The sequence below is a fragment of the Lysobacter sp. F6437 genome (assembly GCF_052547215.1).
Map to the genome: position 1 here is coordinate 269,842 of NZ_JBQWRB010000001.1, position 24,735 is coordinate 294,576.

The 24,735-nt window shown below is 67.1% G+C and carries 18 protein-coding genes, 1 tRNA gene and 1 pseudogene; 14 read left to right on the top strand and 6 right to left on the bottom strand.

The window, feature by feature from the left end; genetic code table 11:
- The first annotated feature begins 22 nt into the window (after window positions 1-22).
- From nuoN to ACT9F5_RS01220, 10 genes are all read left to right on the top strand, one after another.
- Window positions 23-1,471, top strand: coding sequence for an NADH-quinone oxidoreductase subunit NuoN (gene nuoN, locus ACT9F5_RS01175; RefSeq protein ID WP_445118123.1), 1,449 nt, complete (start codon window positions 23-25; stop codon window positions 1,469-1,471).
- A gap of 59 nt (window positions 1,472-1,530) precedes the next feature.
- A tRNA-Met gene (locus tag ACT9F5_RS01180) sits at window positions 1,531-1,607 on the top strand.
- A gap of 197 nt (window positions 1,608-1,804) precedes the next feature.
- Window positions 1,805-2,425: a ribosome maturation factor RimP gene (gene rimP / locus ACT9F5_RS01185; RefSeq protein WP_445118124.1), complete on the top strand. Its 621-nt coding sequence runs from the start codon at window positions 1,805-1,807 to the stop codon at window positions 2,423-2,425.
- Between the two features lie 4 nt (window positions 2,426-2,429).
- Complete coding sequence (nusA, locus tag ACT9F5_RS01190; RefSeq protein WP_445118125.1) at window positions 2,430-3,917, top strand: transcription termination factor NusA; 1,488 nt, start codon at window positions 2,430-2,432, stop codon at window positions 3,915-3,917.
- A 107-nt stretch (window positions 3,918-4,024) separates the two neighbouring features.
- Complete coding sequence (infB, locus tag ACT9F5_RS01195) at window positions 4,025-6,619, top strand: translation initiation factor IF-2 (RefSeq protein WP_445118126.1); 2,595 nt, start codon at window positions 4,025-4,027, stop codon at window positions 6,617-6,619.
- A gap of 6 nt (window positions 6,620-6,625) precedes the next feature.
- Entirely contained in the window at window positions 6,626-6,997 is a 372-nt protein-coding gene (rbfA, locus tag ACT9F5_RS01200; RefSeq protein ID WP_445118127.1) for a 30S ribosome-binding factor RbfA, read from the top strand.
- A 139-nt stretch (window positions 6,998-7,136) separates the two neighbouring features.
- Window positions 7,137-8,072, top strand: coding sequence for a tRNA pseudouridine(55) synthase TruB (gene truB / locus ACT9F5_RS01205; protein ID WP_445118128.1), 936 nt, complete (start codon window positions 7,137-7,139; stop codon window positions 8,070-8,072).
- A 189-nt stretch (window positions 8,073-8,261) separates the two neighbouring features.
- On the top strand, window positions 8,262-8,522 hold the full coding sequence (rpsO, locus tag ACT9F5_RS01210; protein WP_445100214.1) for a 30S ribosomal protein S15: 261 nt from the start codon (window positions 8,262-8,264) through the stop codon (window positions 8,520-8,522).
- 149 nt (window positions 8,523-8,671) lie between these two features.
- Window positions 8,672-10,780, top strand: a complete 2,109-nt coding sequence (gene pnp, locus ACT9F5_RS01215) for a polyribonucleotide nucleotidyltransferase (RefSeq protein ID WP_445118129.1) — start codon at window positions 8,672-8,674, stop codon at window positions 10,778-10,780.
- Between the two features lie 135 nt (window positions 10,781-10,915).
- A complete protein-coding gene (locus tag ACT9F5_RS01220) occupies window positions 10,916-12,088 on the top strand; it encodes a hypothetical protein (protein ID WP_445118130.1) in 1,173 nt (390 codons plus the stop codon).
- A gap of 24 nt (window positions 12,089-12,112) precedes the next feature.
- Here the strand turns inward: ACT9F5_RS01220 and ACT9F5_RS01225 are convergent, their stop codons facing one another.
- The 5 genes and pseudogenes from ACT9F5_RS01225 to lexA form a co-directional block, all read right to left on the bottom strand.
- On the bottom strand, window positions 12,113-12,859 hold the full coding sequence (locus ACT9F5_RS01225; protein ID WP_445118131.1) for a DUF4336 domain-containing protein: 747 nt from the start codon (window positions 12,857-12,859) through the stop codon (window positions 12,113-12,115).
- A 188-nt stretch (window positions 12,860-13,047) separates the two neighbouring features.
- Complete coding sequence (locus ACT9F5_RS01230) at window positions 13,048-16,314, bottom strand: error-prone DNA polymerase (protein ID WP_445118132.1); 3,267 nt, start codon at window positions 16,312-16,314, stop codon at window positions 13,048-13,050.
- Window positions 16,315-16,318: 4 nt separating this feature from the next.
- Window positions 16,319-17,743 carry a Y-family DNA polymerase gene (locus ACT9F5_RS01235; RefSeq protein ID WP_445118133.1) on the bottom strand — a complete coding sequence of 475 codons (1,425 nt, stop codon included), beginning with the start codon at window positions 17,741-17,743 and terminating at the stop codon, window positions 16,319-16,321.
- Window positions 17,744-18,070: 327 nt separating this feature from the next.
- Window positions 18,071-18,670: pseudogene (gene imuA, locus ACT9F5_RS01240) on the bottom strand (translesion DNA synthesis-associated protein ImuA); the annotation flags it as partial.
- The gene (gene lexA / locus ACT9F5_RS01245; RefSeq protein WP_445118134.1) at window positions 18,670-19,359 is read right to left on the bottom strand and encodes a transcriptional repressor LexA; all 690 of its coding nucleotides are present in this window, start codon (window positions 19,357-19,359) and stop codon (window positions 18,670-18,672) included. The pseudogene imuA and the gene lexA, both read right to left, overlap by 1 nt.
- 222 nt (window positions 19,360-19,581) lie before the next feature.
- Here lexA and ACT9F5_RS01250 point away from each other — a divergent pair, with 222 nt between their 5' ends.
- Window positions 19,582-20,238 carry a UdgX family uracil-DNA binding protein gene (locus ACT9F5_RS01250; RefSeq protein WP_445118135.1) on the top strand — a complete coding sequence of 219 codons (657 nt, stop codon included), beginning with the start codon at window positions 19,582-19,584 and terminating at the stop codon, window positions 20,236-20,238.
- Window positions 20,239-20,350: 112 nt separating this feature from the next.
- Here ACT9F5_RS01250 and dinB read toward each other — a convergent pair whose 3' ends face one another.
- The gene (gene dinB, locus ACT9F5_RS01255; protein ID WP_445118136.1) at window positions 20,351-21,460 is read right to left on the bottom strand and encodes a DNA polymerase IV; all 1,110 of its coding nucleotides are present in this window, start codon (window positions 21,458-21,460) and stop codon (window positions 20,351-20,353) included.
- Between the two features lie 91 nt (window positions 21,461-21,551).
- Here dinB and ACT9F5_RS01260 point away from each other — a divergent pair, with 91 nt between their 5' ends.
- The 3 genes from ACT9F5_RS01260 to ACT9F5_RS01270 all read left to right on the top strand — a co-directional run bounded on the left by ACT9F5_RS01260 (window position 21,552) and on the right by ACT9F5_RS01270 (window position 24,714).
- Window positions 21,552-22,172 (top strand): CDP-alcohol phosphatidyltransferase family protein, encoded by a 621-nt coding sequence (locus ACT9F5_RS01260; RefSeq protein ID WP_445118137.1) that lies wholly within the window; start codon window positions 21,552-21,554, stop codon window positions 22,170-22,172.
- Window positions 22,173-22,364: 192 nt separating this feature from the next.
- Window positions 22,365-23,621: a class III poly(R)-hydroxyalkanoic acid synthase subunit PhaE gene (phaE, locus tag ACT9F5_RS01265; protein ID WP_445118138.1), complete on the top strand. Its 1,257-nt coding sequence runs from the start codon at window positions 22,365-22,367 to the stop codon at window positions 23,619-23,621.
- Window position 23,622: 1 nt separating this feature from the next.
- On the top strand, window positions 23,623-24,714 hold the full coding sequence (locus ACT9F5_RS01270; RefSeq protein ID WP_445118139.1) for a class III poly(R)-hydroxyalkanoic acid synthase subunit PhaC: 1,092 nt from the start codon (window positions 23,623-23,625) through the stop codon (window positions 24,712-24,714).
- The last annotated feature ends 21 nt before the right edge of the window (window positions 24,715-24,735 follow it).

Below are 24,735 nucleotides of genomic sequence, written 5' to 3' on the forward strand. Positions count from 1 at the left end.
CCCACCGGATCAAGAGCCGAAGATGACCGCCGTTCCCCTACGTTCCGCCGCCGAATTGATGCCGTTGCTGCCAGAGCTGGTGCTGGTCGGCGGCGCCTTTGCGCTGCTCATGCTCGACCTGTTCCTGTCCGAGCGCCAGCGCGTCGCCACCCACTTGCTGTCGATCGCACTGCTGCTGGTGGTGGCCGCGATGATCGCCTTCGGTGTCGGCGGGCAGGGCACGGTGCTCAGCGGCATGTTCGTGCGCGATGGCATCTCCGATGTCCTGAGCGCCAGCCTGGCGGCGATCTCGGCACTGGCGATGGTGTTCCTGTGGCCGTACATGCGCGATCGCGGCCTGTACAAGGGCGAGATGTCGATCCTGATGCTGTTCGCGGTGCTCGGCATGATGCTGCTGGTGTCCGCCGGCAGCCTGGTGATGATCTACGTCGGCCTGGAAATGCTGGCGCTGTGTTCGTACGCGCTGGTCGCGATCGACCGCGAGAACCCGCTGGCATCCGAGGCGGGCATCAAGTACTTCGTGCTTGGCGCACTGGCGTCGGGCCTGTTGCTGTACGGCCTGTCGCTGGTCTACGGCGCCACCGGCACGCTCGACCTGCAGCAGATCGCGATCGCCGCGCAATCCACGTCGTCGATGACGATGCTGGTCACCGGCGTGGCGTTCATGGTCGCCGGCATCGGCTTCAAGTTCGGCGCCGCGCCGTTCCACATGTGGCTGCCGGATGTCTACCACGGTGCACCGACCCCGATCACGCTGTTCATCGGCTCCGCACCGAAGCTTGCGGTGGTCGGCATGACCTACCGGCTGCTCGAGGTCGCGGTCGGCCCGCTGGAGCCCCACTGGCAGACCATGCTCGCCGTCCTGGCCGTGCTCTCGCTGGCGATCGGCAACCTCAGCGCGATCATGCAGAGCAACTTCAAGCGCATGCTGGCGTATTCGACGGTGTCGCACATCGGCTTCCTGTTGATGGGCTTCGCCGGCGGCGGTGCGGAAGGTTTCGCGGCCGCCACGTTCTATGCGCTGGTGTACGCGCTGATGGCGACCGCGGCGTTCGGCGCGATCGTGGCGATGTCCAGCCGCGGTTTCGAGGCCGACCGGATCGACGACTACAAGGGGCTCAACGCGCGCGATCCGTGGATGGCCGGGCTGATCCTGCTGGTCATGTTCTCGCTGGCCGGCGTGCCGCCGTTCCTCGGCTTCTGGGCCAAGCTGTCGGTGCTGCGCGCGGCGATCGAGGGCGACATGCTGTGGCTCGCGATCGTCGGCATCGTGTTCGCGGTGATCGGTGCCTTCTACTACCTGCGAGTGGTCAAGGTGATGTATTTCGACGAGCCGGAAGGGGTGCTGCCGACACCCACTGCCCATCGCCCGATGCGAATCGTGCTCGGTGTCAACGCAATCGCGTTGCTTGCGCTTGGCTTGGCGTGGAACCCGATCATGGCGTGGTGCCAGCAGGCATTCGGAATCTGAAATAAAACCCTGTTCAGGGTTGCCAAAAACAAAGTTCGCCGGTACTATGATCGGCCTGATGCGGGGTGGAGCAGTCTGGCAGCTCGTCGGGCTCATAACCCGAAGGTCGCAGGTTCAAATCCTGCCCCCGCTACCAGCTTCGGCTAGATGGATAGGCCCTTTTGAACAGGGGCTTATTTTTTTAGCCAGCGGCTCGGGCTTGGTGATGCGATCTGCTCTCGTGTCACACCGAAATCCAGCGGTACGGACAAGGGGCCCTCGGGCCCCTTTTCGTTGGTGGCGCTTCCCGATTCCTGGCGCCCCGGTCCTTTCTTGTTTTCGGAGTACCAGCGCATGACGGACAAAGCGGTCGAAATTGCCCGATTGCTCGCCCCGACCGTTGAGTCGTTGGGCGTCGAATTGCTGGGTATCGAGTACCTGCCCGCACCCGGTGGCGCGCTGGTACGGCTGTACATTGACAAGCCCGAGGGTGAACAGGTCGACGGTGTCGGCGACAGCGAGCTCGCGGGCGACAGCCTGCCGGTTTCAGTCAGTATCGAGGATTGCGAGGCCGTCAGTCGCGAGGTCTCGGCACAGCTGGATGTCGAGGACCCGATCAGTGGCAACTACACCCTCGAGGTCTCATCACCCGGGATTGATCGGCCGCTGTTCACGCTGGCGCACTTCAAACGCTTCGCCGGTGAAACTGCGAAAGTCACTTTGAAGCTGCCGCAGGAGGGGCGTCGCCGCCTGACCGGGACCATCGCCACCATCGACGGCGAGGACATCACCTTCTTGGTCGACGGCGCCGAGTTCAGGGTCGCCTTCGACAATATCGACAAGGCTCGCCTGGTTCCCGACTGGGCTGCCTTGGGACTGGCACCGGAGAAACCGGGCAAGTCCGGGCAGGGCAAGAAACAAACCGACAAATCAACCAACAAGCCGGCGGCCGACAAGCCGACCCCGGCGGAGTAAAGAGATGAGCAAGGAACTGTTGCTGGTCGTGGACGCGGTCGCCAATGAGAAGGGCGTGCCGGAATCGGTGATCTTCGAGGCGATCGAGGCCGCGCTGGCGTCCGCCGCCAAGAAGCGTTACCACGACGAGGACGTGCTGGTGCGCGTCACCATCGACCAGAAAGACGGCAGCTACGAGACCTTCCGCCGGATGGAAGTGGTCGCCGACGACGTGGTGATGGAGTCGCCCGACCGCCAGATCCGCCTGATGGACGCGGTCGACGAGGTCGAGGGCGTCGAGGTCGGCGACTACATCGAGGAGCAGATCGAGAACCCCGGCTTCGGCCGCATCGCCGCGCAGGCCGCCAAGCAGGTGATCGTGCAGCGCGTGCGCGAGGCCGAGCGCGCCCAGGTCGTCGACCAGTGGAAGGACCGCGTTGGCGAGCTGGTCACCGGCATCGTCAAGCGGGTCGAGCGCGGCAACATCTACGTCGACCTGGGAGGCAACGCCGAGGCGATCATCCCCAAGGACAAGGGCATCCCGCGCGACGTGCTGCGCGCCGGCGACCGCGTGCGCGGTTACCTGTTCGACGTGCGTACCGAGCCGCGCGGCCCGCAGCTGTTCATCAGCCGCGCCGCGCCGGAATTCATGATGGAACTGTTCAAGCTCGAGGTGCCGGAAGTCGGCCAGGGCCTGGTCTCGATCATGGGCTGCGCGCGTGACCCCGGCGATCGCGCCAAGATCGCTGTGCTCGCGCATGACAACCGCACCGATCCGATCGGCGCCTGCATCGGCATGCGCGGTTCGCGCGTGCAGGCCGTGACCAACGAGCTCAACGGCGAGCGCGTCGACATCGTGCTGTGGTCGGACAACCCGGCGCAGTTCGTGATCAACGCGATGGCGCCGGCCGAAGTGCAGTCGATCATCGTCGACGAGGAAAAGCACTCGATGGACCTGGCGGTCGCCGAGGATCGCCTTGCGCAGGCGATCGGCAAGGGCGGCCAGAACGTGCGCCTCGCCAGTCGCCTGTCGGGCTGGCAGCTCAACGTCATGACCCAGGACCAGGTCACCGCCAAGTCCGAAGCCGAACAGACCGCCGCACGCGAGCTGTTCCAGGCCAAGCTCGAGGTCGACGAGGAAATCGCCGCGATCCTGGTGGCGGAAGGCTTCAGCACCGTCGAGGAAATCGCCTACGTGCCGGTCGGCGAGTTGCTGGCGGTCGAGGGCTTCGACGAGGACATCGTGGAAGAACTCCGTGCCCGCGCCCGCGACGCGCTGCTTAACGAGGCGTTGGCCGCGGAGGAGGAGCTCGACGAGCACCAGCCCGCCGAGGACCTGCTTTCGCTGGAGGGCATGGACGACGAACTGGCCTACGCCCTGGCGGCGCGTGGGGTGGTCACCCGGGAAGACCTGGCGGACCTCGCGACCGACGAACTGGCCGACCTGGAAAACGTCGACGAATCCCGTGCCGCCGCGCTCATCATGGAAGCGCGCAAGCACTGGTTCGAATGAGCCACCCCATGAACCTTCCGATGGAACTGCGCCCATGATGTCACGGCGCTAGAATCGATCGATCACGCACGGGACACGTTTCCCGCGCCACAGGACACGGAAATCGAATGTCGCAGCAAACCACCATCCGCAAGCTGGCCGAACTGGTGAACACGCCGGTCGAGAAGTTGCTGGAGCAGCTGGCCGAGGCCGGCATGTCCTTCAGCGGCCCCGACCAGGCCGTAACCAGCACCGAGAAGGTCAAGCTGCTCGGCTTCCTGCGTCGCACCCACGGCAAGGCCGACAAGCCGGCCGAGGGCGCCGCGCCGAAGAAGATCACCCTGAGCCGCAGCCGCAAGCAAGAGCTGACGGTGGGCGGCGGCAAGACCGCGCGTTCCACGGTAGACGTGGTGGTGCGCAAGAAGGTGACCCTGAACCGTTCCGATGCCGACCAGCCGGAGCCGACCGACGAGCGCGCCGAGATACTGCGCAAGCTGGAGGAATCCAAGCAGCGCAACCTCGCCGAGCAGAAGGCACTTGCCGACGCCGACAAGCGCCGTGCCGAGGAAGCCGAGCAGGCCAAGCAGGAAGCCGAGGAGGCCGCGCGCCGCAAGGAGGAGGAGGCCGCCGCCCAGGCCGCAGCCGCCGATGCCAGTGCGTTGGCGGTGGACGAAGAGATCCCCGCCAAGGCCGCGGCCACCCACGGCCACGGCCATCCGAAGCCGGCCGCGCCGCGCACCGACGACCGCACCTCGCCGAAGCACAAGCCGGCCCGTGGCTCGCACGTGATGACCGCCGGCGTCGAGGACGACGACCGCACCAAGCGTTTCGCCGGCCAGATGCACCTGAGTGCGTCCGACCGCGCGCGTCGCAGCACCAGTGCCCGCGGCCGCGCCAAGCCGCGCCGCCATTCCGACCAGGCCCGTTCGGGCACCGGTTTCACCCGTCCGACCGCGCCGATCGTGCGCGATGTCGCGATTGGCGAGACAATCACCGTCGCCGACCTCGCCCAGAAGATGGCGCTGAAGGGCGGCGAGGTGGTCAAGGCGCTGTTCAAGATGGGCGTGATGGCCACCATCACCCAGAGCATCGACCACGACACCGCCGCGCTGGTGACCGAGGAGCTCGGCCACAACGTGGTCCGCGCCGATGCGTCGGACGTCGAGAACGAGCTGCTCGCCCACGTCGAGAGCGGCGAGGGCGACAAGGTCGCGCGTCCGCCGGTGGTGACCATCATGGGCCACGTCGACCACGGCAAGACCTCGCTGCTGGACTACATCCGCCGCACCAAGGTGGCGACCGGCGAAGCCGGCGGCATCACCCAGCACATCGGCGCGTACCACGTCGAAACCGACAAGGGCGTCATCAGCTTCCTCGACACCCCGGGCCACGCGGCGTTCTCGTCGATGCGTGCGCGCGGTGCCAAGCTCACGGATATCGTGGTGCTGGTGGTCGCGGCCGACGACGGCGTCAAGCCGCAGACGGTCGAGGCGATCCAGCATGCGCGTGCGGCCAACGTGCCGCTGATCATCGCGGTCAACAAGATCGACAAGACCGGCGCCGACCCGCAGAAGGTCAAGAACGAGTTGCTGGAGCAGGAAGTGGTCGCCGAGGAGTTCGGTGGCGACATCCAGTTCGTCGAGCTGTCGGCCAAGACCGGCCAGAACGTCGACGGGCTGCTCGATGCGATCTCGCTGCAGGCCGAGGTGCTCGAACTGCAGGCGGTCGCCGAGGGCCGCGCCGCCGGCGTGGTGATCGAATCCGCACTCGACAAGGGCCGCGGCCCGGTCGCGACCGTGCTGGTCCAGCAGGGCGAACTGAAGAAGGGCGACTACCTCGTGTGCGGCGTGCAGTACGGCCGCGTGCGTGCGCTGTTCGACGAGACCGGTTCGCAGGTCGAGTCGGCGGGCCCGTCGATCCCGGTGCAGGTGCTCGGCCTGTCGGGCGTGCCCGATGCCGGCGACGATTTCGTCGTGGTCGAGGACGAGCGCCTGGCCAAGGACGTCGCCCAGCAACGTGACGCCAAGCGCCGCGAGTCGCGCCTGGTTGCCGCCCAGGGTGGCAACCGGATGGAAGACATCATGGCGCAGCTCGGCCAGGGTGAAGGCCAGCTCAGCCTGCCGCTGATCATCAAGGCCGACGTGCAGGGTTCGGTGCAGGCGTTGCGCGAGGCGCTGACCGCGCTGTCGACCGAGGCGATCCGGATCAACGTCATCGGCTCCGGCGTCGGCGGCATCACCGAGTCCGACGCGCAACTGGCGTCGACTTCCAAGGCCACGATCATCGGCTTCAACGTCCGTGCCGACGCCTCGGCGCGCAAGCTGATCGAGACCAACGGCGTCGACTTGCGTTACTTCTCGATCATCTATGACGTGATCGACCAGGTGAAGCAGGTGGCCTCGGGCATCCTCGGGGTCGAGATCCGCGAAGAGATCATCGGTACCGCGGAAGTGCGCGACGTGTTCCGCAGCTCCAAGTTCGGCGCGGTCGCCGGCTGCATGGTGGTGGAGGGCGTGGTCAAGCGGCACAAGCCGATCCGCGTGCTGCGCGACAACACCGTCATCTTCGAGGGCGAGCTGGAATCGCTGCGCCGCTTCAAGGAGAACGTTGACGAAGTCCGGGTCAACACCGAGTGCGGTATCGGCGTGAAGCAGTACAACGACGTCAAGCCGGGCGACCAGATCGAGTGCTTCGAGCGCATCGAAGTGCAGCGGACGCTGTAACCGGCCATGGCGCAGAAGTCGTTCTATCGCAGTGACCGCGTCTCCGCCCAGCTCCGTCGGGAGCTGGGCACGCTGGTCCACCAGGCCGTCCGCGAGCACGGCCTGCCGTCGATCAGCGTCTCCGACGTCGAGGTCACCCGCGACCTGGCGCATGCCAAGGTGTTCGTGACGGCGTTGCAGCCGGAACGTTCGGCCGAGGCGATGAAGGGGCTGAAGGAACTGACCAAGCCACTGCGCTATGAGTTGGGCAAGGCGATGAAGCTGCGCCACGTGCCGGAGCTGCATTTCCACTACGACGACTCGGTCGACCGCGGCGAGCGCATCGAGCATTTGCTGCGCGAGAAGCCGCCGGCGGCGCCGGACGACGAATCGGCTTGAGTGGGAGTTCGCGTTTCATTCCTGCTTGTGTAGGAGCGGCTTTAGCCGCGATCGTGGAACCGTTCGCCCGCGTCGACTCCAGATCGCGGCTAAAGCCGCTCCTACAAGAGCCTCGACAATCGCGAGCCATCCCCACGCGATGACCAAACGCTCCCGCACCAAGTTCCGCCCCCTCCACGGCCTGCTGCTGCTCGACAAGCCGGCCGGCCTCAGCTCCAGCCAGGCGCTGCAACGCGTGCGCCACCTGTTCCGCGCGGAGAAGGGCGGCCATACCGGCGCGCTCGATCCGCTCGCGACCGGCCTGCTGCCGCTGTGCTTCGGCGAGGCGACCAAGATCGCCGGCCTGCTGCTCGGCGCGCGCAAGGCCTACCGCACAACCGCGGTGCTGGGCCTGACCACCGACACCGACGACGCCGACGGCCAGCCGCTGCAGCAGCGGCCGATTCCGTTGCTCGACGGTGCCGCGATCGAGGCCGCGCTGGCGCCCCTGCGCGGCCCGATCATCCAGCGCGCGCCGATCTACTCCGCGCTCAAGCAGGGCGGGGAGCCGCTGTACGCCAAGGCCCGCCGCGGCGAGGCGATCGATGCACCGGAACGGGAGGTCGTCGTCCATGCCCTGGAATTGCTCGATCGCGACGGCCCGCGCCTGCAACTCCATGTCGAATGCGGCTCCGGAACCTATGTCCGCAGCCTGGTCCGCGACCTCGGCGAAGCGCTTGGCTGCGGCGCCCACGTCGAAGTGCTGCGCCGGGTCTGGGTCGAGCCGTTCACGGAACCGGTGATGTACACGCTGGACCAGTTGGAGGCGCTGGCTGAACAGGGCGACGCCGCGCTGGACGCCTGCCTGCTGCCGATCCAGGCCGGACTGGCCGGCTTCCCCGCCGTTACCTTGGCCCCCGCCGACGCCGAAACCCTCGGCCACGGCCAGCCAGTCCAACTGGCCGCCGCTTCGGAGGCCGACACCTTGGCCATCCACGATGCTTCCGGGCGCGTGCTGGGCCTGGGGCGAATCGACGCGGATGGGCGGCTGCACCCCCGCCGGCTGTTCATCTGGGCCACGCCGCACGCCCCATGATGGTCGTACCGCTGTCCGCGTTGAAGCGCCTTGTCCCGGTTCGGCCGGAGGGCTACAATTCTCGGGCTTTTTCAAGCCAACACGCAGTTTTTTACTTTCCAGCAAGCGGCGGACCATGCGGTGCGCCGGCGTCGGTATTTCCAGCGTCGGTGAATTTCTGCAGGTCGCGCATCACAGAGGCAACAAGAAATGTCGATCGATACCAGCAAGGTCATTGAAGAAAACAAGCGCGGCGACAACGACACCGGTTCGCCGGAAGTCCAGGTCGCCCTGCTCACCGCACGCATCGAGCAGCTCCAGGGTCACTTCAAGGAGCACAAGCAGGATCACCACAGCCGTCGCGGCCTGCTGATGATGGTCAACCGTCGTCGCAGCCTGCTGGACTACCTGCACCGTAAAGACGCGACCCGTTACAAGGCCCTGATCACGAAGCTCGGCCTGCGTCGCTAAACAGACTCCCACCGCGGCGCTCTCATGCGCCGCGGTTCGTTTTTGCGGTCGAAAGACCGTGCGTTCCATGAAACAAGGTCGCGAGCCGGCGACCGACCGGGCAGGGCAAGGGCTGGGCCCGGATCGCACAGCACCGATAGGAAACCAACGTGGCAAAAATTACCAAGACCTTCCAGTACGGCAAGCACCAGGTCACCCTGGAAACCGGTGAGATCGCCCGCCAGGCCGGCGGCGCCGTCATCGTCCGCATCGAGGACACCGTGCTGCTGGTCAGCGCCGTCGCCAACAAGACCGCGCGCGAAGGCCAGGACTTCTTCCCCCTGACCGTCGACTACCAGGAGAAGTTCTACGCCGGCGGCCGCATCCCGGGTGGCTTCTTCAAGCGTGAAGGCCGCCAGACCGAGAAAGAGACCCTGATCTCGCGCCTGATCGATCGCCCGATCCGCCCGCTGTTCCCGGACGGCTTCCGCAACGAAGTCCAGATCATCGCCACCGTGATGTCGATGAACCCGGAGATCGACGGCGACATCCCGGCGCTGCTGGGCGCGTCCGCCTCGCTGGCGCTGTCGGGTGCCCCGTTCGACGGCCCGATCGGCGCCGCCAAGGTCGGCTACAAGGACGGCCAGTACCTGCTCAACCCGAGCAAGACCGAGCTGGAAGATTCCAAGCTGGAACTGGTCGTCGCCGGCACCCAGGCCGCCGTGCTGATGGTCGAGTCCGAAGCCGACGTGCTGTCGGAAGACGTGATGCTCGGCGCGGTGATGTTCGGCCACAAGGAAATGCAGGTCGCGATCAACGCGATCAACGAGCTGGTTGCCGAAGCCGGCAAGCCGAAGTGGGAGTGGTCCGCGCCGGCCGCCGACCAGAACATGGTGGGCGCGATCAAGGCCGCCATTGGCGACCGCCTGACCGCAGCCTTCTCGGTGCGCGACAAGCTGCAGCGCAAGGACGCCATCTCGGCGTTGAAGAAGGACGTGCTGGCCTCGCTGGCGCCACAGATCGAGAGCAACGGATGGAACCCGTCCGAGGTCTCCAAGCAGTTCAGCGAGCTCGAGTACGAGACCATGCGTGGCGCCGTGCTGGGCACCAAGGTCCGCATTGACGGCCGCGCGCTCGACACCGTGCGTCCGATCGCGTCGAAGGTCGGCATCCTGCCGCGCGTCCACGGCTCGTCGCTGTTCACCCGTGGCGAGACCCAGGCGATCGTCGCGGTCACCCTCGGCACCGCGCGCGACGGCCAGATCATCGATGCCGTCTCCGGCGAGTACAAGGAACACTTCCTGTTCCACTACAACTTCCCTCCCTACTCGGTGGGCGAAGCCGGCCGCATGATGGGCCCGAAGCGTCGCGAGATCGGCCACGGTCGCCTTGCCAAGCGCGGCGTGCTCGCCGTCATGCCGACGATGGAAGCGTTCCCGTACACCATCCGCGTGGTCTCGGAGATCACCGAGTCGAACGGCTCGTCGTCGATGGCGTCGGTCTGTGGTTCGTCGCTCGCCCTGATGGACGCGGGCGTGCCGATCAAGGCACCGGTCGCGGGCATCGCGATGGGCCTGGTCAAGGAAGGCAACGACTTCGTCGTGCTGTCCGACATCCTCGGTGACGAGGACCACCTCGGCGACATGGACTTCAAGGTGGCCGGCACCAGCGAGGGCATCTCCGCCCTGCAGATGGACATCAAGATCCAGGGCATCACCGAAGAGATCATGAAGGTCGCGCTGGCCCAGGCCAAGCAGGGTCGCCTGCACATCCTCGGCGAGATGGGCAGCGCCCTGACCGCGCCGCGTGGCGAGCTGTCCGAGTTCGCGCCGCGCCTGATCACGATCAAGATCCACCCCGACAAGATCCGCGAAGTGATCGGCAAGGGCGGTTCGGTGATCCAGGCGATCACCAAGGAGACCGGCACCCAGATCGACATCCAGGACGACGGCACCATCACCATCGCCTCCGTCAACGCGATCGCCGGCCAGGCCGCCAAGGACCGCATCGAGCAGATCACCTCCGACGTCGAGCCGGGCCGCATCTACGAGGGCAAGGTCGCCAAGATCATGGACTTCGGCGCGTTCGTCACCATCTCGCCCGGAAAGGACGGCCTGGTGCACGTCTCGCAGATCTCCAACGATCGCGTCGAGAAGGTCAGCGACGTGCTCAAGGAAGGCGACGTGGTCAAGGTCAAGGTGTTGGAAGTCGACAAGCAGGGCCGCATCCGCCTGTCGATGAAGGCCATCGAGGAAGGCGAGGGCGCGCCGACCGCGTAAGCGCGGGCGTCATTGCCGGATACGGAAGAAGCGGGCTTCGGCCCGCTTTTTCTTTGCCCGGAATCCGCCAGCTTGTTCATCCCTCATGCCGGTTTGCGTTAGCGTGGCCGTCAACAGGCACGGATGGAGTCGGCGATGGCGGGCGGCAGCGGCGGGACGTGGTGGAAGTGGGGATTGCCGGCGGGCATCGGCATCGTGGCCGCGGCGGTGGCGATGGAACATTTCGTGCTGCACTGGCCGTTGCTGGTCAATGCGATGCTCGCGCTTGGTGGGCTGCTGACGATCGCCGGTTCCTGCGAGGTGATGATCCTCGCGGCGGTCGGCCTGGCCGGCAAGCTGCGCTGGAACGAGTACGTCGCCGGCGTGATCGCCGGGCTCGCGTCGAACCTGCCGGAGATCGCGATGCTCGCCTTCGTGGTCGCCGCCGACGTGCGCATCGCATTCGTCGTGACCCTGCTTACGCTGCACATCAACGCGCTGGTGTTCTCGATCTTCTGCGTGTTGATGCCGCGCGACGAGCGTGGGCATGCGTCGCTGCCGAAGGCGATCAGCGTGCTCGGCACCGACATGCTGGCGTGCGCCGCCGGCCTGATGATCGCGATGGGATTCCTGATGATCGCGATGTCCTCGTTCGACGCTGGCGGCCATGCCGGCGAAGGGCTCGGGCTGTGGGACCTGGTGATGATCGCGGCTGCATTGCTGGCGGTGATGGTGGTGTACCTGCGCAGCCTGGTGCGGCGCTTCTCCGGTACCTCGTCCGAAGCCGGTGCGGAGCAGGCCGAGGGTGGCACCACCAGGGCGTCGGCTTCGTGGGGCATGATCGCGCTCTACGGCGGACTGGGCAGCATTGGCGCTTTGATCGGGGGCCACGCGGTCGGCGACTTCGCCGACAACCTGGTCGGCTTCCTGCGCGGCGAGGGCTACTCGGAGATGATCGGCGCGATCGTGGTCGCTTTCCTCGCCGGCATGCCGGCCTACATCCTGGTCACCAGCGCGCACCTGAAGGGCAAGACCCAGCTGGCGCTGTCGAATGTGTTCGGCGCGATCGTGCAGGTGCCGTTCGTGATCCTGCCGGCGGTGCTGTTGTTCGCGGCGCTGCTGTCGGGCATCGGCGTGGTACCGCTTTTACCCGAGGGTGGCATCCTCGCGATCGACCTGGAGACGGTCTCGGTGATCCTGTTCGGCTTCCCGGCCCTGCTGATCCTGTGGAAATCGATCACCGATGACGGTGCGGTCAACAAGCTGGAAACCACGATCATGCTGGCGCTGTTCGGGCTGATGCTGTACTTCCTGGCGGTGCATGGCTGAGGCCGGACGCGGGTCGTCGATCCATCAGTCCAGCAGCCAGCGAAACGCACGGCGCAGCTCGGTGGTGCCGTCAGTGGGGTACCAGCGGCCATGCGCAAGGATCACGCGCTCGGGATTCCACGCGATCATCCGCTCGACCGCGGCCTTGAGTTGTGGTTTCTGTTTCGAGTAGGTCAGCCGCATGTCGCGTGGCATCTGGCCGTCCGGGTCCTGCACGCCGCCAAACTTCGTAAGCCAGCGCATCCACCAGGCGTCGAGCTTGCCGGGCTCGAAATTCTCGATGAAGTCGGTCAGCACCAGCGTGCGGCTGGCATGGTGGAAGAATTCGACCTCGGTCATGAAGTTGCCGGTAACCGGCAGGGTGGCGATGGCGGCGTCCCACGGATAGCCGCTGTCGCGTTCGAGTTCGGCGGTCGAGAAGTCGATGCGGCCGTCGGCCTGTTCACGGATGCGCGGGGCGAGGTAAACGCGCGTGTCGGGAAATACTTCCCGCCATTCCGGGATCCACCAGTAGTGGATGCGGTTGGGGCCGATGATCCAGCGCGGGGTGCCGATCGTTTCGACCTCGGTCATCAGGTCGCGGGTCAGTGGTGTCGGTGAATGGATGAAGAGGTCGTTGCCGAGTCGTATCACCGTCATCCGGGTCGGGAACGGCATCTTCGGCCACGGCATGCCGAATTCGATGGTCGGGCCGTCGACGATCCAGACGTCGTCGGCGACCGGCTTGAGGGTATTGAGCGGTGGGTAGGTGGCTGCAGGTTCGCGGGTCATCCGGGTATTTCTCCTTGATGCCTGGCTTGATTATGCACAGCGCAGTGGACGGCTTTTTGTAGGAGCGGCTTTAGCCGCGATCCGAAATCGGTCGCCCGCGCCAACTCCAGATCGCGGCTGAAGCCGCTCCTACAAGAGCCCGGAAATTGTCGAAGGGGGTTCCAACGGGGTGTGGATCCGTTGGCGGGTCAATGGAAATCGCGCGAGCGGGTGTCGAGGTCGCCGAGCAAGCCGCTCAGGTTCTGCAGTCGTTTGGCGACCAGGTGGCGGACGCCGTCCTTGTGTTCCAGCCGGCCTTCGACCGCGAGCAGGCGCGATTCCAGCAACTCGCGCCGCTGGCGCTCGGCGAGGTCGCGCCAGACCACCACGTTGGTCATGCCGTCCTCGTCCTCCAGGGTCATGAAGATCACGCCGCTGGCGGTCTGCGGGCGCTGGCGCAGGGTGACCAGGCCGGCGACACGCACGTGGCGGCCGTGCGGCATCATCGCGATCTCACCGGAGCGCCGGTAGCGACGCGCCGACAGTTGTTTGCGGATCATCGCCAGCGGGTGGCGGCCGAGGGTGGTCCCGGTCATCGCGTAGTCGGCGCGCATGTCCGCGTCGGCGCTGGGCAGCGGCAACACGATCGGCTCGCTTTCCCGTACTGCCGGGATGTCGGCGAACAGCGGCAGCTGCGGTTCGACTCCGGTGATCGCCCAGCGGGCGCGGTGGCGGTGGCCGGAAAGCGCGCGCAGGGCGCCGGCATCAGCGAGCAGCGATTGCGCGCGGCGGTCGAGCGCGGCGCGGGCGCAGAGGTCGGCGACGTCGGTGAACGGACGTTGCTTGCGCGCGGCCTCGATCCGTTCGGCGGCGTCCGGCGGGAAGCCGCGGATCATGCGCAGGCCGAGGCGGATTGCAGGCTGTTGTGCGCCCGGCTGTTGTAGGAGCGGCTTCAGCCGCGATCTGGAACCGGTATGAGCGACCGATTCTCCGATCGCGGCTGAAGCCGCTCCTACAGGAAGCGTGGGCGATATCGGCGCGCCGCCATCGAGGCTGCAATCCCAGTCGCTGTAACGCACGTCGACCGGCAAGGTGCGGATGCCGTGCCGGCGCGCGTCCTGCAGCAACTGGTCGGGCGAGTAGAAGCCCATCGGCCAAGAGTTGATCAGCGCGCAGGCGAACGCCGCGGGTTCGTGGCGCTTGAGCCAACTGCTGGTATAGGCGACCAGCGCGAAGCTGGCGGCGTGCGACTCGGGGAATCCGTAATCGCCGAAGCCCTTGATCTGCTCGAAGATGCGATTGGCGTATTCGCGGCTGTAGCCATTGCGCAACATGCCTTCGGTCAGCTTCTGTCGATGCGGTTCCAGTCCGCCGCGACGTTTCCAGGCCGCCATCGAGCGACGCAACTGGTCGGCCTCGCCGCCGGAATAGTCGGCGGCGACGATCGCCAGCTGCATCACCTGCTCCTGGAACAGCGGCACGCCGAGGGTGCGCTTGAGCACGTCCTTGAGCTCTTCAGATGGATACTCGATCGGCTCCTTGCCGGTGCGCCGCAACAGGTAGGGATTGACCATGTCGCCCTGGATCGGACCGGGGCGGACGATCGCCACCTGGATCACCAGGTCGTAGAACGTCTTCGGCCGCAGCCGCGGCAGCATCGCCATCTGTGCGCGCGACTCGATCTGGAACACGCCGATGGTGTCGGCGCGGCTGATCATCTCGTAGGTCTCTGTGTCTTCCTTTGGGATGTCGCCGACGGTCATGTCACGCCGGCCGCTGTCGCGCAGCAGGTCGAGCGTCTTGCGCACCGCGGTCAGCATGCCGAGCGCGAGGCAGTCGACCTTCATCAACCCGACTTCGTCGAGGTCGTCCTTGTCCCACTGGATCACGGTGCGGTCGTCCATCGCCGCGTTCTCCACTGGCACCAACGTGTGCAATGGATGCTCGGAGATCACGAAGCCGCCGGGGTGCTGCGACAGGTGGCGGGGCATGCCGATCAATTCGGTGGTCAGGGCGATGACCTGTCGCAGCACCGGCGAGCCGGGGTCGAAACCACGCTCGCGCAGGTGTTCGGCGATCGGTGCGTGGCCGCCCCAGCGCTCCAGCGTCGATGCCAGTTCGCCGACCACGTCGGTCGGCAGGCCGAGGGCGCGACCGACATCACGCACCGCACCGCGACCTCGGTATTGCGTCGCCACCGCGGTCAGCGCGGCGCGCTCGCGGCCGTAGCGGTTGAACACGTACTGCAGCACTTCCTCGCGGCGCTCGTGCTCGAAGTCGATGTCGATGTCCGGCGGTTCGTCGCGTTCTTCCGACAGGAAGCGCTCGAACAGCATGTTCATCAGCGCCGGGTCGATCTCGGTCACGCCCAGCGTGTAGCAGATCACCGAGTTGGCGGCCGAGCCGCGGCCCTGGCAAAGAATGCTTTGCGAACGGGCGTAGCGGACGATGTCGTGCACGGTCAGGAAGTAGGACTCGTAACGTTTCCTGGCGACGAGTGCGAGTTCCTTCTCGATCAGCCCGCGGGCTTTTTCGCTCACGCCGTCGGGCCAGCGCCAGCGGGCACCTTCCTCGACCAGCTGGCGCAGCCAACTGCCGGCATCGTGGCCGGCCGGGACCAGCTCGTGCGGGTACTGGTATTTCAGGTCAGCGCGCATGTCGAAACGGCAGCGGTTGGCGATCCGTATGGTTTCGGCCAGCAGGTCGACTTGGCCGTCGGATCCGTAGATCGCGGCCAGCGCGCGGCGGCTCCGCAGGTGGCGTTCGCCATTCGGGAACAGGCGGTGGCCGGCCTCGGCGATGGTGACGTGGTGGCGGATCGCGGTCATCGTGTCCTGCAACGCGCGGCGGCCGCGCACGTGCATGTGGACGTCGCCGGCGGCGGCCAGTGGCAGGTTGAGACGGGCACCGGCCTCGCGCAGTTGTGCCACGCGCGCATCGTCGTCGGGGCCGCGGTGCAGTTCTACCGCGAGCCAGGCGCGGTCGGGGAAGGTCGTGGTTACCCAGTCGGCGTGGGTGCCGTCGGGTTGCTCGCCAGGCACCCACAACGCGAGCAGGCCGTCGGTGGCGGTGAAGTCCTCGCGCAGCAGCCGGTACTCGCCCTTGCGCGCGCGACGGCGAGCGCGGGTGATCAGGCTGCACAGCGCGGTGTAGCCGATGGCGTCTTCGACCAGCAGCACGAGTTTAGGGCCGTCCTCGACCTGCATCTCGCTGCCGACGATCAGCTTCACGTCGAAGCGTTCGGAGGCTTCCAGCGCACGCACGATGCCGGCCAGCGAGCACTCGTCGGTGATTGCCAGCGCGGTGTAGCCGAGATGTTTGGCGCGTTCGAACAGCTCCGGCGCGACCGAGGCGCCGCGCTGGAAGCTGAAGGCCGACAGGCAGTGCAGTTCGGCGTAGGCGGGGAGCCTGTCCGGGGACGTCTCCGAGTCCTTGCTGTCGCAGGGCGGACGGGGGAAGAGCGAGATGATGCTCATCGAATCACCCGAACCAGCCGTGCAGCATGAAGCCGTCGGCGCGGCCGTCGTGGACGGGATCGCCGGCGGTGCGGAAGGCCCAGGCACGCTGGCCGAGGCTGGTTTCGACGAGGTAGTAGTCGCGGCGCACGTCGCCGTCCCACCAGCCGGTTTCGATCCGTTCGGGGCCTGCGAGGATGCGAGGGCGATGGTCGCGCAAGGGCGCGGGATGGGGCAGCAGCCAGCCGGGGCGCGGAACGGGTGGAACCACGACGTCGCGGAGGGGTTCGTCCTGCCAGGCGCGTTCGGGGCGGTGGTCGGCGCGGATGGCCAAGCCGTGTACGGCGTCGTCGCCGAGTCGCGCGCGCAGGCGTTCGCGCAGTTGTTCCCACGGAACCGCTTGCTGCGGACGGACATCGAACAGGTCGCGACCGGCCGGGACAAACGGCGGCAGTTCGCGCGCGAGCAGTTGTACCGCGCGCACCGGTGCCGGGACGCGCATCTGTTCGAGCCGGCCGCGGGCCAGTTCGAACAGCATCGTGGGGCTGCGTTCGGGGGCGAGCAGGCCGATGACGAGTTCGCTGTCGGCGCAGCGTTCGTGCTCCAGCACCAGGCTGAAACGCTGCACGCCGCCGTCGCGACCGGCGAGGTAGGCGGCGAGGTCGGCGGTCAGGCGGCGCAGCGGGAACAGCAGGGCCTGGCTGGATTCGACGTCGTAGTTGAGTTCGATCTTCGAGGCGAACGAGTCCGGCGGCTGGTAGTAGCGCAGTGGGGTTGGGAGGGCGCCGGTCAGGCAGTCGAGGTGGGCGAGCGCGTCCTTGCCGATCCGCTTGCCGAGGGCGGCACGGGGCAGGGCGAAGACCTGTCGCAACTTGCGCAGGCCCATGCGGTTGAGGCTGGTGGCGACTTCGGGCGCGAGTCCGCTGCGCTCGACCGGCAGTTGGCCGAGGGCGTTGTGCAGCGGAATCTCGTCGGTGATCGCCAGGCCGTCATGCGTGTTCGCCAGTGCGCGGGCGGCGTAGGGGTTGGGGGCGAGGGTGATGCGGTGGCGGAAGCCGAGTTCGGTGAGGTCGGCGCGCAGTTGCGCTTCGAATCGTGGCCATGGGCCGAACAGTTTGAAGCTGGCTTCGACTTCCAGCAGCAGGGCCGACGGCATGCTGCGGTTGACGAGGGAGCTGTAGCAATAGGCCCAGGCTGCGAGGAAGTCGTGCCAGCGTTCGACTTCGGTGGGGTCGTGTTCGATCGCGACGAAGCGGCTGCAGATGGCCTGGGCGGCACCGAGGGATTGGCCGGGGCGGAGGCCGGCGGTTTTCGCGGAGGGGTTGACTGCGCGCAGCACGCGGCGTTGCGCCGGGCCGGTCACGAGGGCCAGCGGCGCGTCGGGGTCGGGGTGGCGTCGCAGGACGCCGTCGAGCGCCAGTTGCGGCAGGAGGATGCAGGCCCAGAGCATGGGGCTGGCTCACTGCGCCTGCGTGGACAGGAGGCGAGGGCGGAAGGGAATCGTGGCTGGTGCCGGGAGCATGGGGGCTGGGGCTGGCTGGTCGTGCGGGAAGTTGCCGGCGGAAGGTGCGGCTTTGTCGCGCAGCGGGCGGCCGGTGGGGACAGTGCTCCGGCCCTTCATCAGGGCTTCCTGCCCTGAGGCGGGCCGCCGGCCATCCATGGCCGGCTTCTGCGCACCGTCCCCACCGTCCACCCGCTGTCCGACTGTCGTTGGCGACCGGGTACGAAGAGCGGTGTTTGTCGGTGACTGGGGGGATGAGGCTGCGACGGAGGGAAACGGGATGGGGCGTGTCGGTGGGTTGCCGCCGCGGCACTTGAGTACGCGCAGTTGGGTGGGGTCGGCGTCGATGGCGATTCGCAGGGCGGCCGGCGAGGGGTTCGCGGAAGCTTTCATTGGCCGCATTGCGAAGCCGAGGCATTGGCCGGTTTCGGCGGCGACCTGCAGGCGGCGGAGGGCACGGTCGTTGGCCTGGTGGGGCCAGCACAGCACGGCCGAGCAGGCGGCCGAGCGCAGGCATTGTTCGGCTGCCCACAGGGCGTTGCGTGGATCGGTGCGGATCACCTGCAGGCGATTGAGTTGCACGCCGGCGTTCGCCCAGGCTTGTGCGAACGGGAGGTAGGGCGGGGCGACCAGGGCGATCATGCCGTCGGTGCGCGACAGGCGGGCGAGGGTCGGCCACAGCAGGCGCAGTTCGCCGACGCCGTCGGCGGGCAGCAGCAGTTCGGTCAGGGCGGTCTCGGGCCAGCCGCCGTCGGGCAGGGCTTCGTCCAGCAGATCGAAACCGGTGGGTTGCGTGGAAGGGGCGCGCGGGGCTGGTTGGCCGCGCCAGATGCGGCGCGATTCCAGCAAGGCATCGAGGGCGACGACGGCGCCCATCAGCTTGGCCTCACCAGTCCGGCGAACAGGCCTTCGATGGCGAAGTCGGTGATGCTGGCGTCGATCTCGATCGGGGCATACGCCGGGTTACGCGGCAGCAGACGCAGGTGGGTCTTGCCGGTGTCGAGCCGCTTGACCGTTAACTCGCCTTCGACCCGGGCGACCACTGTCTGGCCGCTGCGCGCCTGTTCGACGCGGTGCACGCCGATCAGGTCGCCGGGGAGGATGCCGTCGAGCAGCATCGATTCGCCCTCGACTTCCAGCAGGTAATCCGGGCGCAGGCGGAACAGCGATCGGTCGAAGGTGATCCCGCGCCGGACCTCCGGGTCCGAGCCGATCGGCGCGCCCGCCGCGACGCGTCCGAGCAGCGGCACCTGCAGCAGTTCGGTGGGGGGCATCGGCATGGCGTCGGTGGTCGGCATCGCGAAGGGGTGCGACGTCGACATCGACATCGATGTCGATGCTTGCGAGGCGCGGCGCGGGGACGTGAGCCGGATGCCGCGCGCGCGGCCGGCCGACAACTCGATCAGGCCCGCCTGTTCCAGCGCTTCCAGGTGATAGCGCGCGGAGCGGTTCTGGCGGAAGCCGAACGCGCGCGCGATCTCCATCTGCGACGGCGGGTAGCCGTGCCGGTCGATGTGCCCGCGGAGGAAGTCGAGCAGGCGGCGCTGGGTGTCATTGAGGTGCATGGTACTAATTCTAGTAATAATCGGGCGGACTAACCTGAAGGTTTTTTATTCAATGGGTTGCGGCAAAAACTTGACAATAATTCGAGCTTTGGCTCGCGTGGACAGCATCACCTGCTTCCGTCTCAATCATTCGGACGAAGCCGCTCCTACAAAAGCATGGGGTGAAGCGGATCCTTCACTGCGTTTGCGGCAGCATCGGATTCCCGAGTTGACGATGACCCGATGCCGCGTTCCGCTCCCGATCTAACTTCGTTGCCACTCGCCAAGCCGGTCGACGAAATCCCCACCGGCAAGCTGCGCACCCTGCAGCGCAAGGCACGCGACTGCCGGGCGTGTCCCTTGTGGCGGCCGGCCACCCAGACCGTGTTCGGCCAGGGGCCGGCCGATGCGGTGGCGATGCTGGTCGGCGAGCAGCCCGGCAACCAGGAGGACCTGGACGGTGCTCCGTTCGTTGGTCCGGCCGGCCAATTGCTCGACCGCGCGCTGGGCGATGCGGGCCTCGATCGCGAGGCGTTGTACCTGACCAACACCGTCAAGCATTTCAAGTTCGAGATGCGCGGCAAGGCGCGCCTGCACAAGCGCGCCAACGCGGCCGAGCAGGAGGCGTGCCGGATGTGGCTGGCGGCGGAACTGTTGCAGGTGCGACCGAAGGTCGTGGTAGTCCTCGGCGCGATGGCCGCGCACACCGTGTTCGGAAACAGCTTCCGGGTCACTCGCGAGCGTGGGCAATGGCGGGACTTGCCCGGGGACGTGCAGGGCATCGCCAGTTGGCATCCGTCGGCGGTGCTGCGGATGCCGGGGGCCCGTCGAGAGCAGGGCTATGCGGAGCTGGTAGCGGATCTTGGGAAGGTGGCGATGGCGACCAAGGCGCTGGCGTAGCGTGCCAGGTCCCTTGCACTTCTGTAGGAGCGGCTCCAGCCGCGATCGGACAATCGTGCGCCCGCGCCGACTCCAGATCGCGGCTGAAGCCGCTCCTACGAAGAGCCTGACCTCAAGCCGGTTCGAACAGGTCCGACTGCGCGCGCACGTCGTCCTCATCGACGAATCCGGACAACCCCACGCCGACCAGCCGGTAGCGCGTCGCCGTCGGCAACTCCACCCGTGCGCGCAGTTCGCAGGCGATGTCGGCCAGGGCTTCCAGCGTCGCTGGTCGTACCGCCGGGGTCAGGCTGCGGGTGAGGATGCGGAAGTCGGAGGTCTTGAGCTTTAGCACCACCGTGCGGGCAAGCCGGCCGTGGTGTTGCGCGCGCTCGCGCTGGTAGCCGGTCCAGGTCTTTTCGGCGAGGCGGCGGATCTGGGTTTCCAGCTCGTCGAGCCGCAGGTCGTGTTCGAAGGTGTCCTCGGAAGATATCTGCACGGTCGGGCGTTCCGGGCGCACCGGGTTGTTGTCGATACCTAATGACAACTCATGCAGGCGCCGGCCCCAGCGGCCGAAACGCAGTTCCAGTTCGGCCGCTGGCAGCGCGCGCAACTGGCCGACGGTGGCGACGCCCAGCTCGGCCAGCTTGCCCTGCATGACCTTGCCGACGCCGGGCAGACGGCCGACCGGCAACGGCAGCAGGAACGTTTCGACCTGCCGCGGCCGCACCACGCAGATGCCGTCGGGCTTGTTCCAGTCCGAGGCGATCTTGGCGATGAACTTGTTCGGCGCCACCCCGGCCGAGGCCGTCAGCGCGGTTTCCTCACGGATCGCGGCGCGGATCGCCTCGGCGGTCGCGGTGGCCGAGGGCAGGCCGGAGGCGAGGGCGGTGACGTCGAGGTAAGCCTCGTCCAGCGACAGCGGTTCGATCAACTCGGTGTGGCGGGCGAAGATTTCGCGCACCTGCCGCGACACCGCCTTGTAGCGCACGAAATCCGGCGGCACGAATATCGCCGGCGGGCACAACCGTTCGGCCCGCACCGCCGGCATCGCCGAACGCACCCCGAACCGGCGCGCCTCGTAGCTGGCCGCGCACACCACCGAGCGTGCGCCACGCCACGCGACCACCACCGGCTTGCCGCGCAGCGACGGGTCGTCGCGCTGCTCGACCGACGCATAGAACGCGTCCATGTCGACGTGCAGGATCTTGCGGGGTGGCACGGGGCAGGACGGGGCGGTCATGGCCCGGTCATTCTGTCATCCTGCACCCGCACTTGCCGCCGTCACGCCGCCTTTGGCAGGCTGGCAGATGCGCACTCCATCGGAGCACCACATGACGCAACGCCGCCATTTCTCGATGCTCCGCGAATTCCATCTCGCGGACTGGGTCACCCTCGCCAACGCCTTTTGCGGCACGGGTGCGATCTTCGCTGCGATGCGCTTCCTGCAGGAGGGTGGGGTGCGCGACCTGATGATCGGCATGGCGCTGATCCCGGCCGCCTTCATCTTCGATGCGGTCGATGGCCGGGTGGCGCGCTGGCGCAAGTCGGCGTCGACGCTGGGGCGTGAGCTGGATTCGCTGGCCGACGTGATCTCGTTCGGCGTCGCCCCTGCCGCGCTGGGCTACGCCTGCGGCCTGCAGGGCGGCTGGGACTGGGTTGTGCTGAGCTATTTCGTCGGTTGCGGGGTCAGCCGGCTGGCGCGTTACAACGTCACCGCCGAGCAGCTCTCGGGCGACGAAGGCAAGGTCAAGCATTTCGAGGGCACGCCGATCCCGACCAGCCTGGCGCTGGTGGTGGTGCTGTGGATCGCGGCCGGGCAGGGCGCGATCGGCGCCGACCTGTGGCTGGGCATGGTCCAACTGGGACCGTGGCAGTTCCATCCGCTGGTGCTGATGTTCGCGCTGTCGGGCACGCTGATGGTGAGCAAGACGCTCCACATCCCCAAGCCGTAGGCCCCGCGGGCCGCGTATCTGCGTGGAGATCTCTGTAGGAGCGGCTTTAGCCGTGATCAGGAATCGGCACGGGCGAACGATTTCCGATCGCGGCTAAAGCCGCTCCTACAAAAGCCCGCGACGAGCTCGCCAGGGACGCATCGGCCTGCAACATCCGCGTTGCTATGATCGCGGCAACGCTTGGAGGATGAGATGGCCAATCAGGGTTTCGGTGGCGAGGATTTCGAGGCGCTGGCGCGGCAGTATTGGAGTCGCTGGGGTGAGATGCTGCGTGCCGGGGCGGATGCGGCGCCGGCATCGAACGGATTCCCGGGTGCGAGTTTTTCCGGCTCGGGTTTCCCGGGCATGGGTCTTCCCGGAAGCGCGGGCGCCCACGGTGCGGGGGCGACGATGCCGGGCTGGAACGAGGCCGTCGCATGGTGGTCGAAGCTGGCCCAGGGCAATGCCGGCCTGGGCGGCGGGTTTGGCGCTGGGCCCGGTCACGGGGTCGGCAACGGACTCGGCAACGGACTCGGCAACCAGGCCGACGCCACCATCGACCGCTTCAATGCCCAGGCTCGCGGCTGGTACGCCCAGATGCAGCAACTGGCGGCGCAGTTCGCCGGCCAGGACGCCGGTGCCGCCGACATCGCCAGCGCGTGGAAGCGTGCGCTGGGCGGGGATTTCGGCAATCCGTTCGCCGAGGTCCTGCGCGGCATGCAGGGACCCGGCCAGCAAGGCTTTGAACAGTGGTTCGAACAGGCCGCGCCGTTCATCGAGAAACTGCAGCGCGACGGCCAGGCCTGGTCGGGAATGCCCGCGTTCGGGTTCACCCGCGAACACCAGGAGCGCGTGCAACGCCTCGCGCAGGCGCAGACGGACTACCAGCAGCAGGGCCAGGCCTACCAGACGCTGATGGCCGAGGCCGCGCAGGATGCGTTCACGCGTTTCGAGCAGAAGCTGACCGAGCGCAGCGAGCCGGGCAAGCAACTGGAGTCGGCGCGCGCCCTGTTCGACCTGTGGATCGACGCCGCCGAAGAAGCCTATGCCGACATCGCCCTGTCGCCGCGTTTCCGCGATGCCTATGGCGCGCTGGTGAACTCGCAGATGCGTCTGCGCGCGGCGGTGCAGGGGCAGGTCGAACAGGCGGGCGAAGCGCTCGGCATGCCGACCCGGACCGAGGTCGATGCCGCCCATCGCAAGATCGTGCAGTTGGAGCGCGAGCTGCGAAGGTTGCGCGACCAACTGGCGGGGATGGCGTCGGCTGGCGATACGGCGGGGCGACCTGCTGCGAGTGACTCCACCCGGAAACCGGCGGGGGCGGGGAAAGCTCCGGCGCGTAAAACCGCTGCCAGGAAACCTGCGGTGAAGAAAGTCGCGACCAAAAAACCTGCGGCCGCGAAAAAGGCCCCCGCAAAAAAAACCGCCAGCCGCGCTTCGGTAAGCAAGCCGGCTTCAAAGGCACGCTGACATGGACAAGCAGGACACGTTCAACACCGGCCCGCTCAACTTCAGCCCCGACACGCTGGCGCAGGAAGCGTTGCGCGCGCAGGACAAGCTGCGTGCCGGCCTCGACACCCTGCGCGAGGTCGACGACGTCGACTACGGCGCGACCGCCAAGGAAGAAGTCTGGCGCGACGGCAAGGTGGTGCTGTATCGCTTCCGCGGTGACAAGGCTCCCACCGCGAAAGTCCCGCTGCTGATCGCCTACGCACTGGTCAACCGGCCCTACATGGTCGACCTGCAGGCCGACAAGTCGATCGTGCGTGGCCTGCTCGAACGCGGCGAGGACGTCTACATCCTCGATTGGGGCTACCCGGACCGGTCCGACCGTTACCTGGAGCTGGAGGACTACATCCAGCGCTACCTCGGCGGCGCGGTCGACCACCTGCGCGCCAGCCACCGGCTCGACGCGGTCAACCTGCTCGGCATCTGCCAGGGCGGCGCGTTCTCGCTGTGCTACAGCGCGCTCAACCCGGGCAAGGTGCGCAACCTGGTGACGATGGTCACGCCGGTCGACTTCCACACCGACGACAACATGCTGGCCAACTGGGTGCGCGGGGTCGACGTCGATGCCTTCGTCGACACCCTCGGCAACGTGCCAGCCGACATCATGAACTTCACCTACCTCACGTTGAAGCCGTGGCGGCTGTTCGTGCAGAAGTACGTCGGACTGGTCGACATCCTCGACGACAAGGCCGCGCTGGAGGATTTCCTGCGCATGGAGAAGTGGATCTTCGATTCGCCGGACCAGGCCGGCGAGGCGTTCCGCCAGTTCGCCAAGCAGTTCTACCAGGGCAACGGCTTCGTCAATGGCGGCATCGACATCGGTGGCCGCGCGGTCGACCTCGGTTACGTCGACATGCCGGTGCTAAACGTGTTCGCGCAGGCCGACCACCTGGTGCCGCCGGCATCGTCGAAAGCACTCGGCGGGCTGGTCGGCAGTACCGACTACAGCGAACTGTCGTTCCGCGGCGGCCACATCGGCATCTACGTCTCCGGCCGCGCCCAGCGCGAGGTGCCGCAGGCGATCCACGACTGGCTGGCGCAGCGCTCGCGATAGTTGCGCGGCGTGAACGCGCGA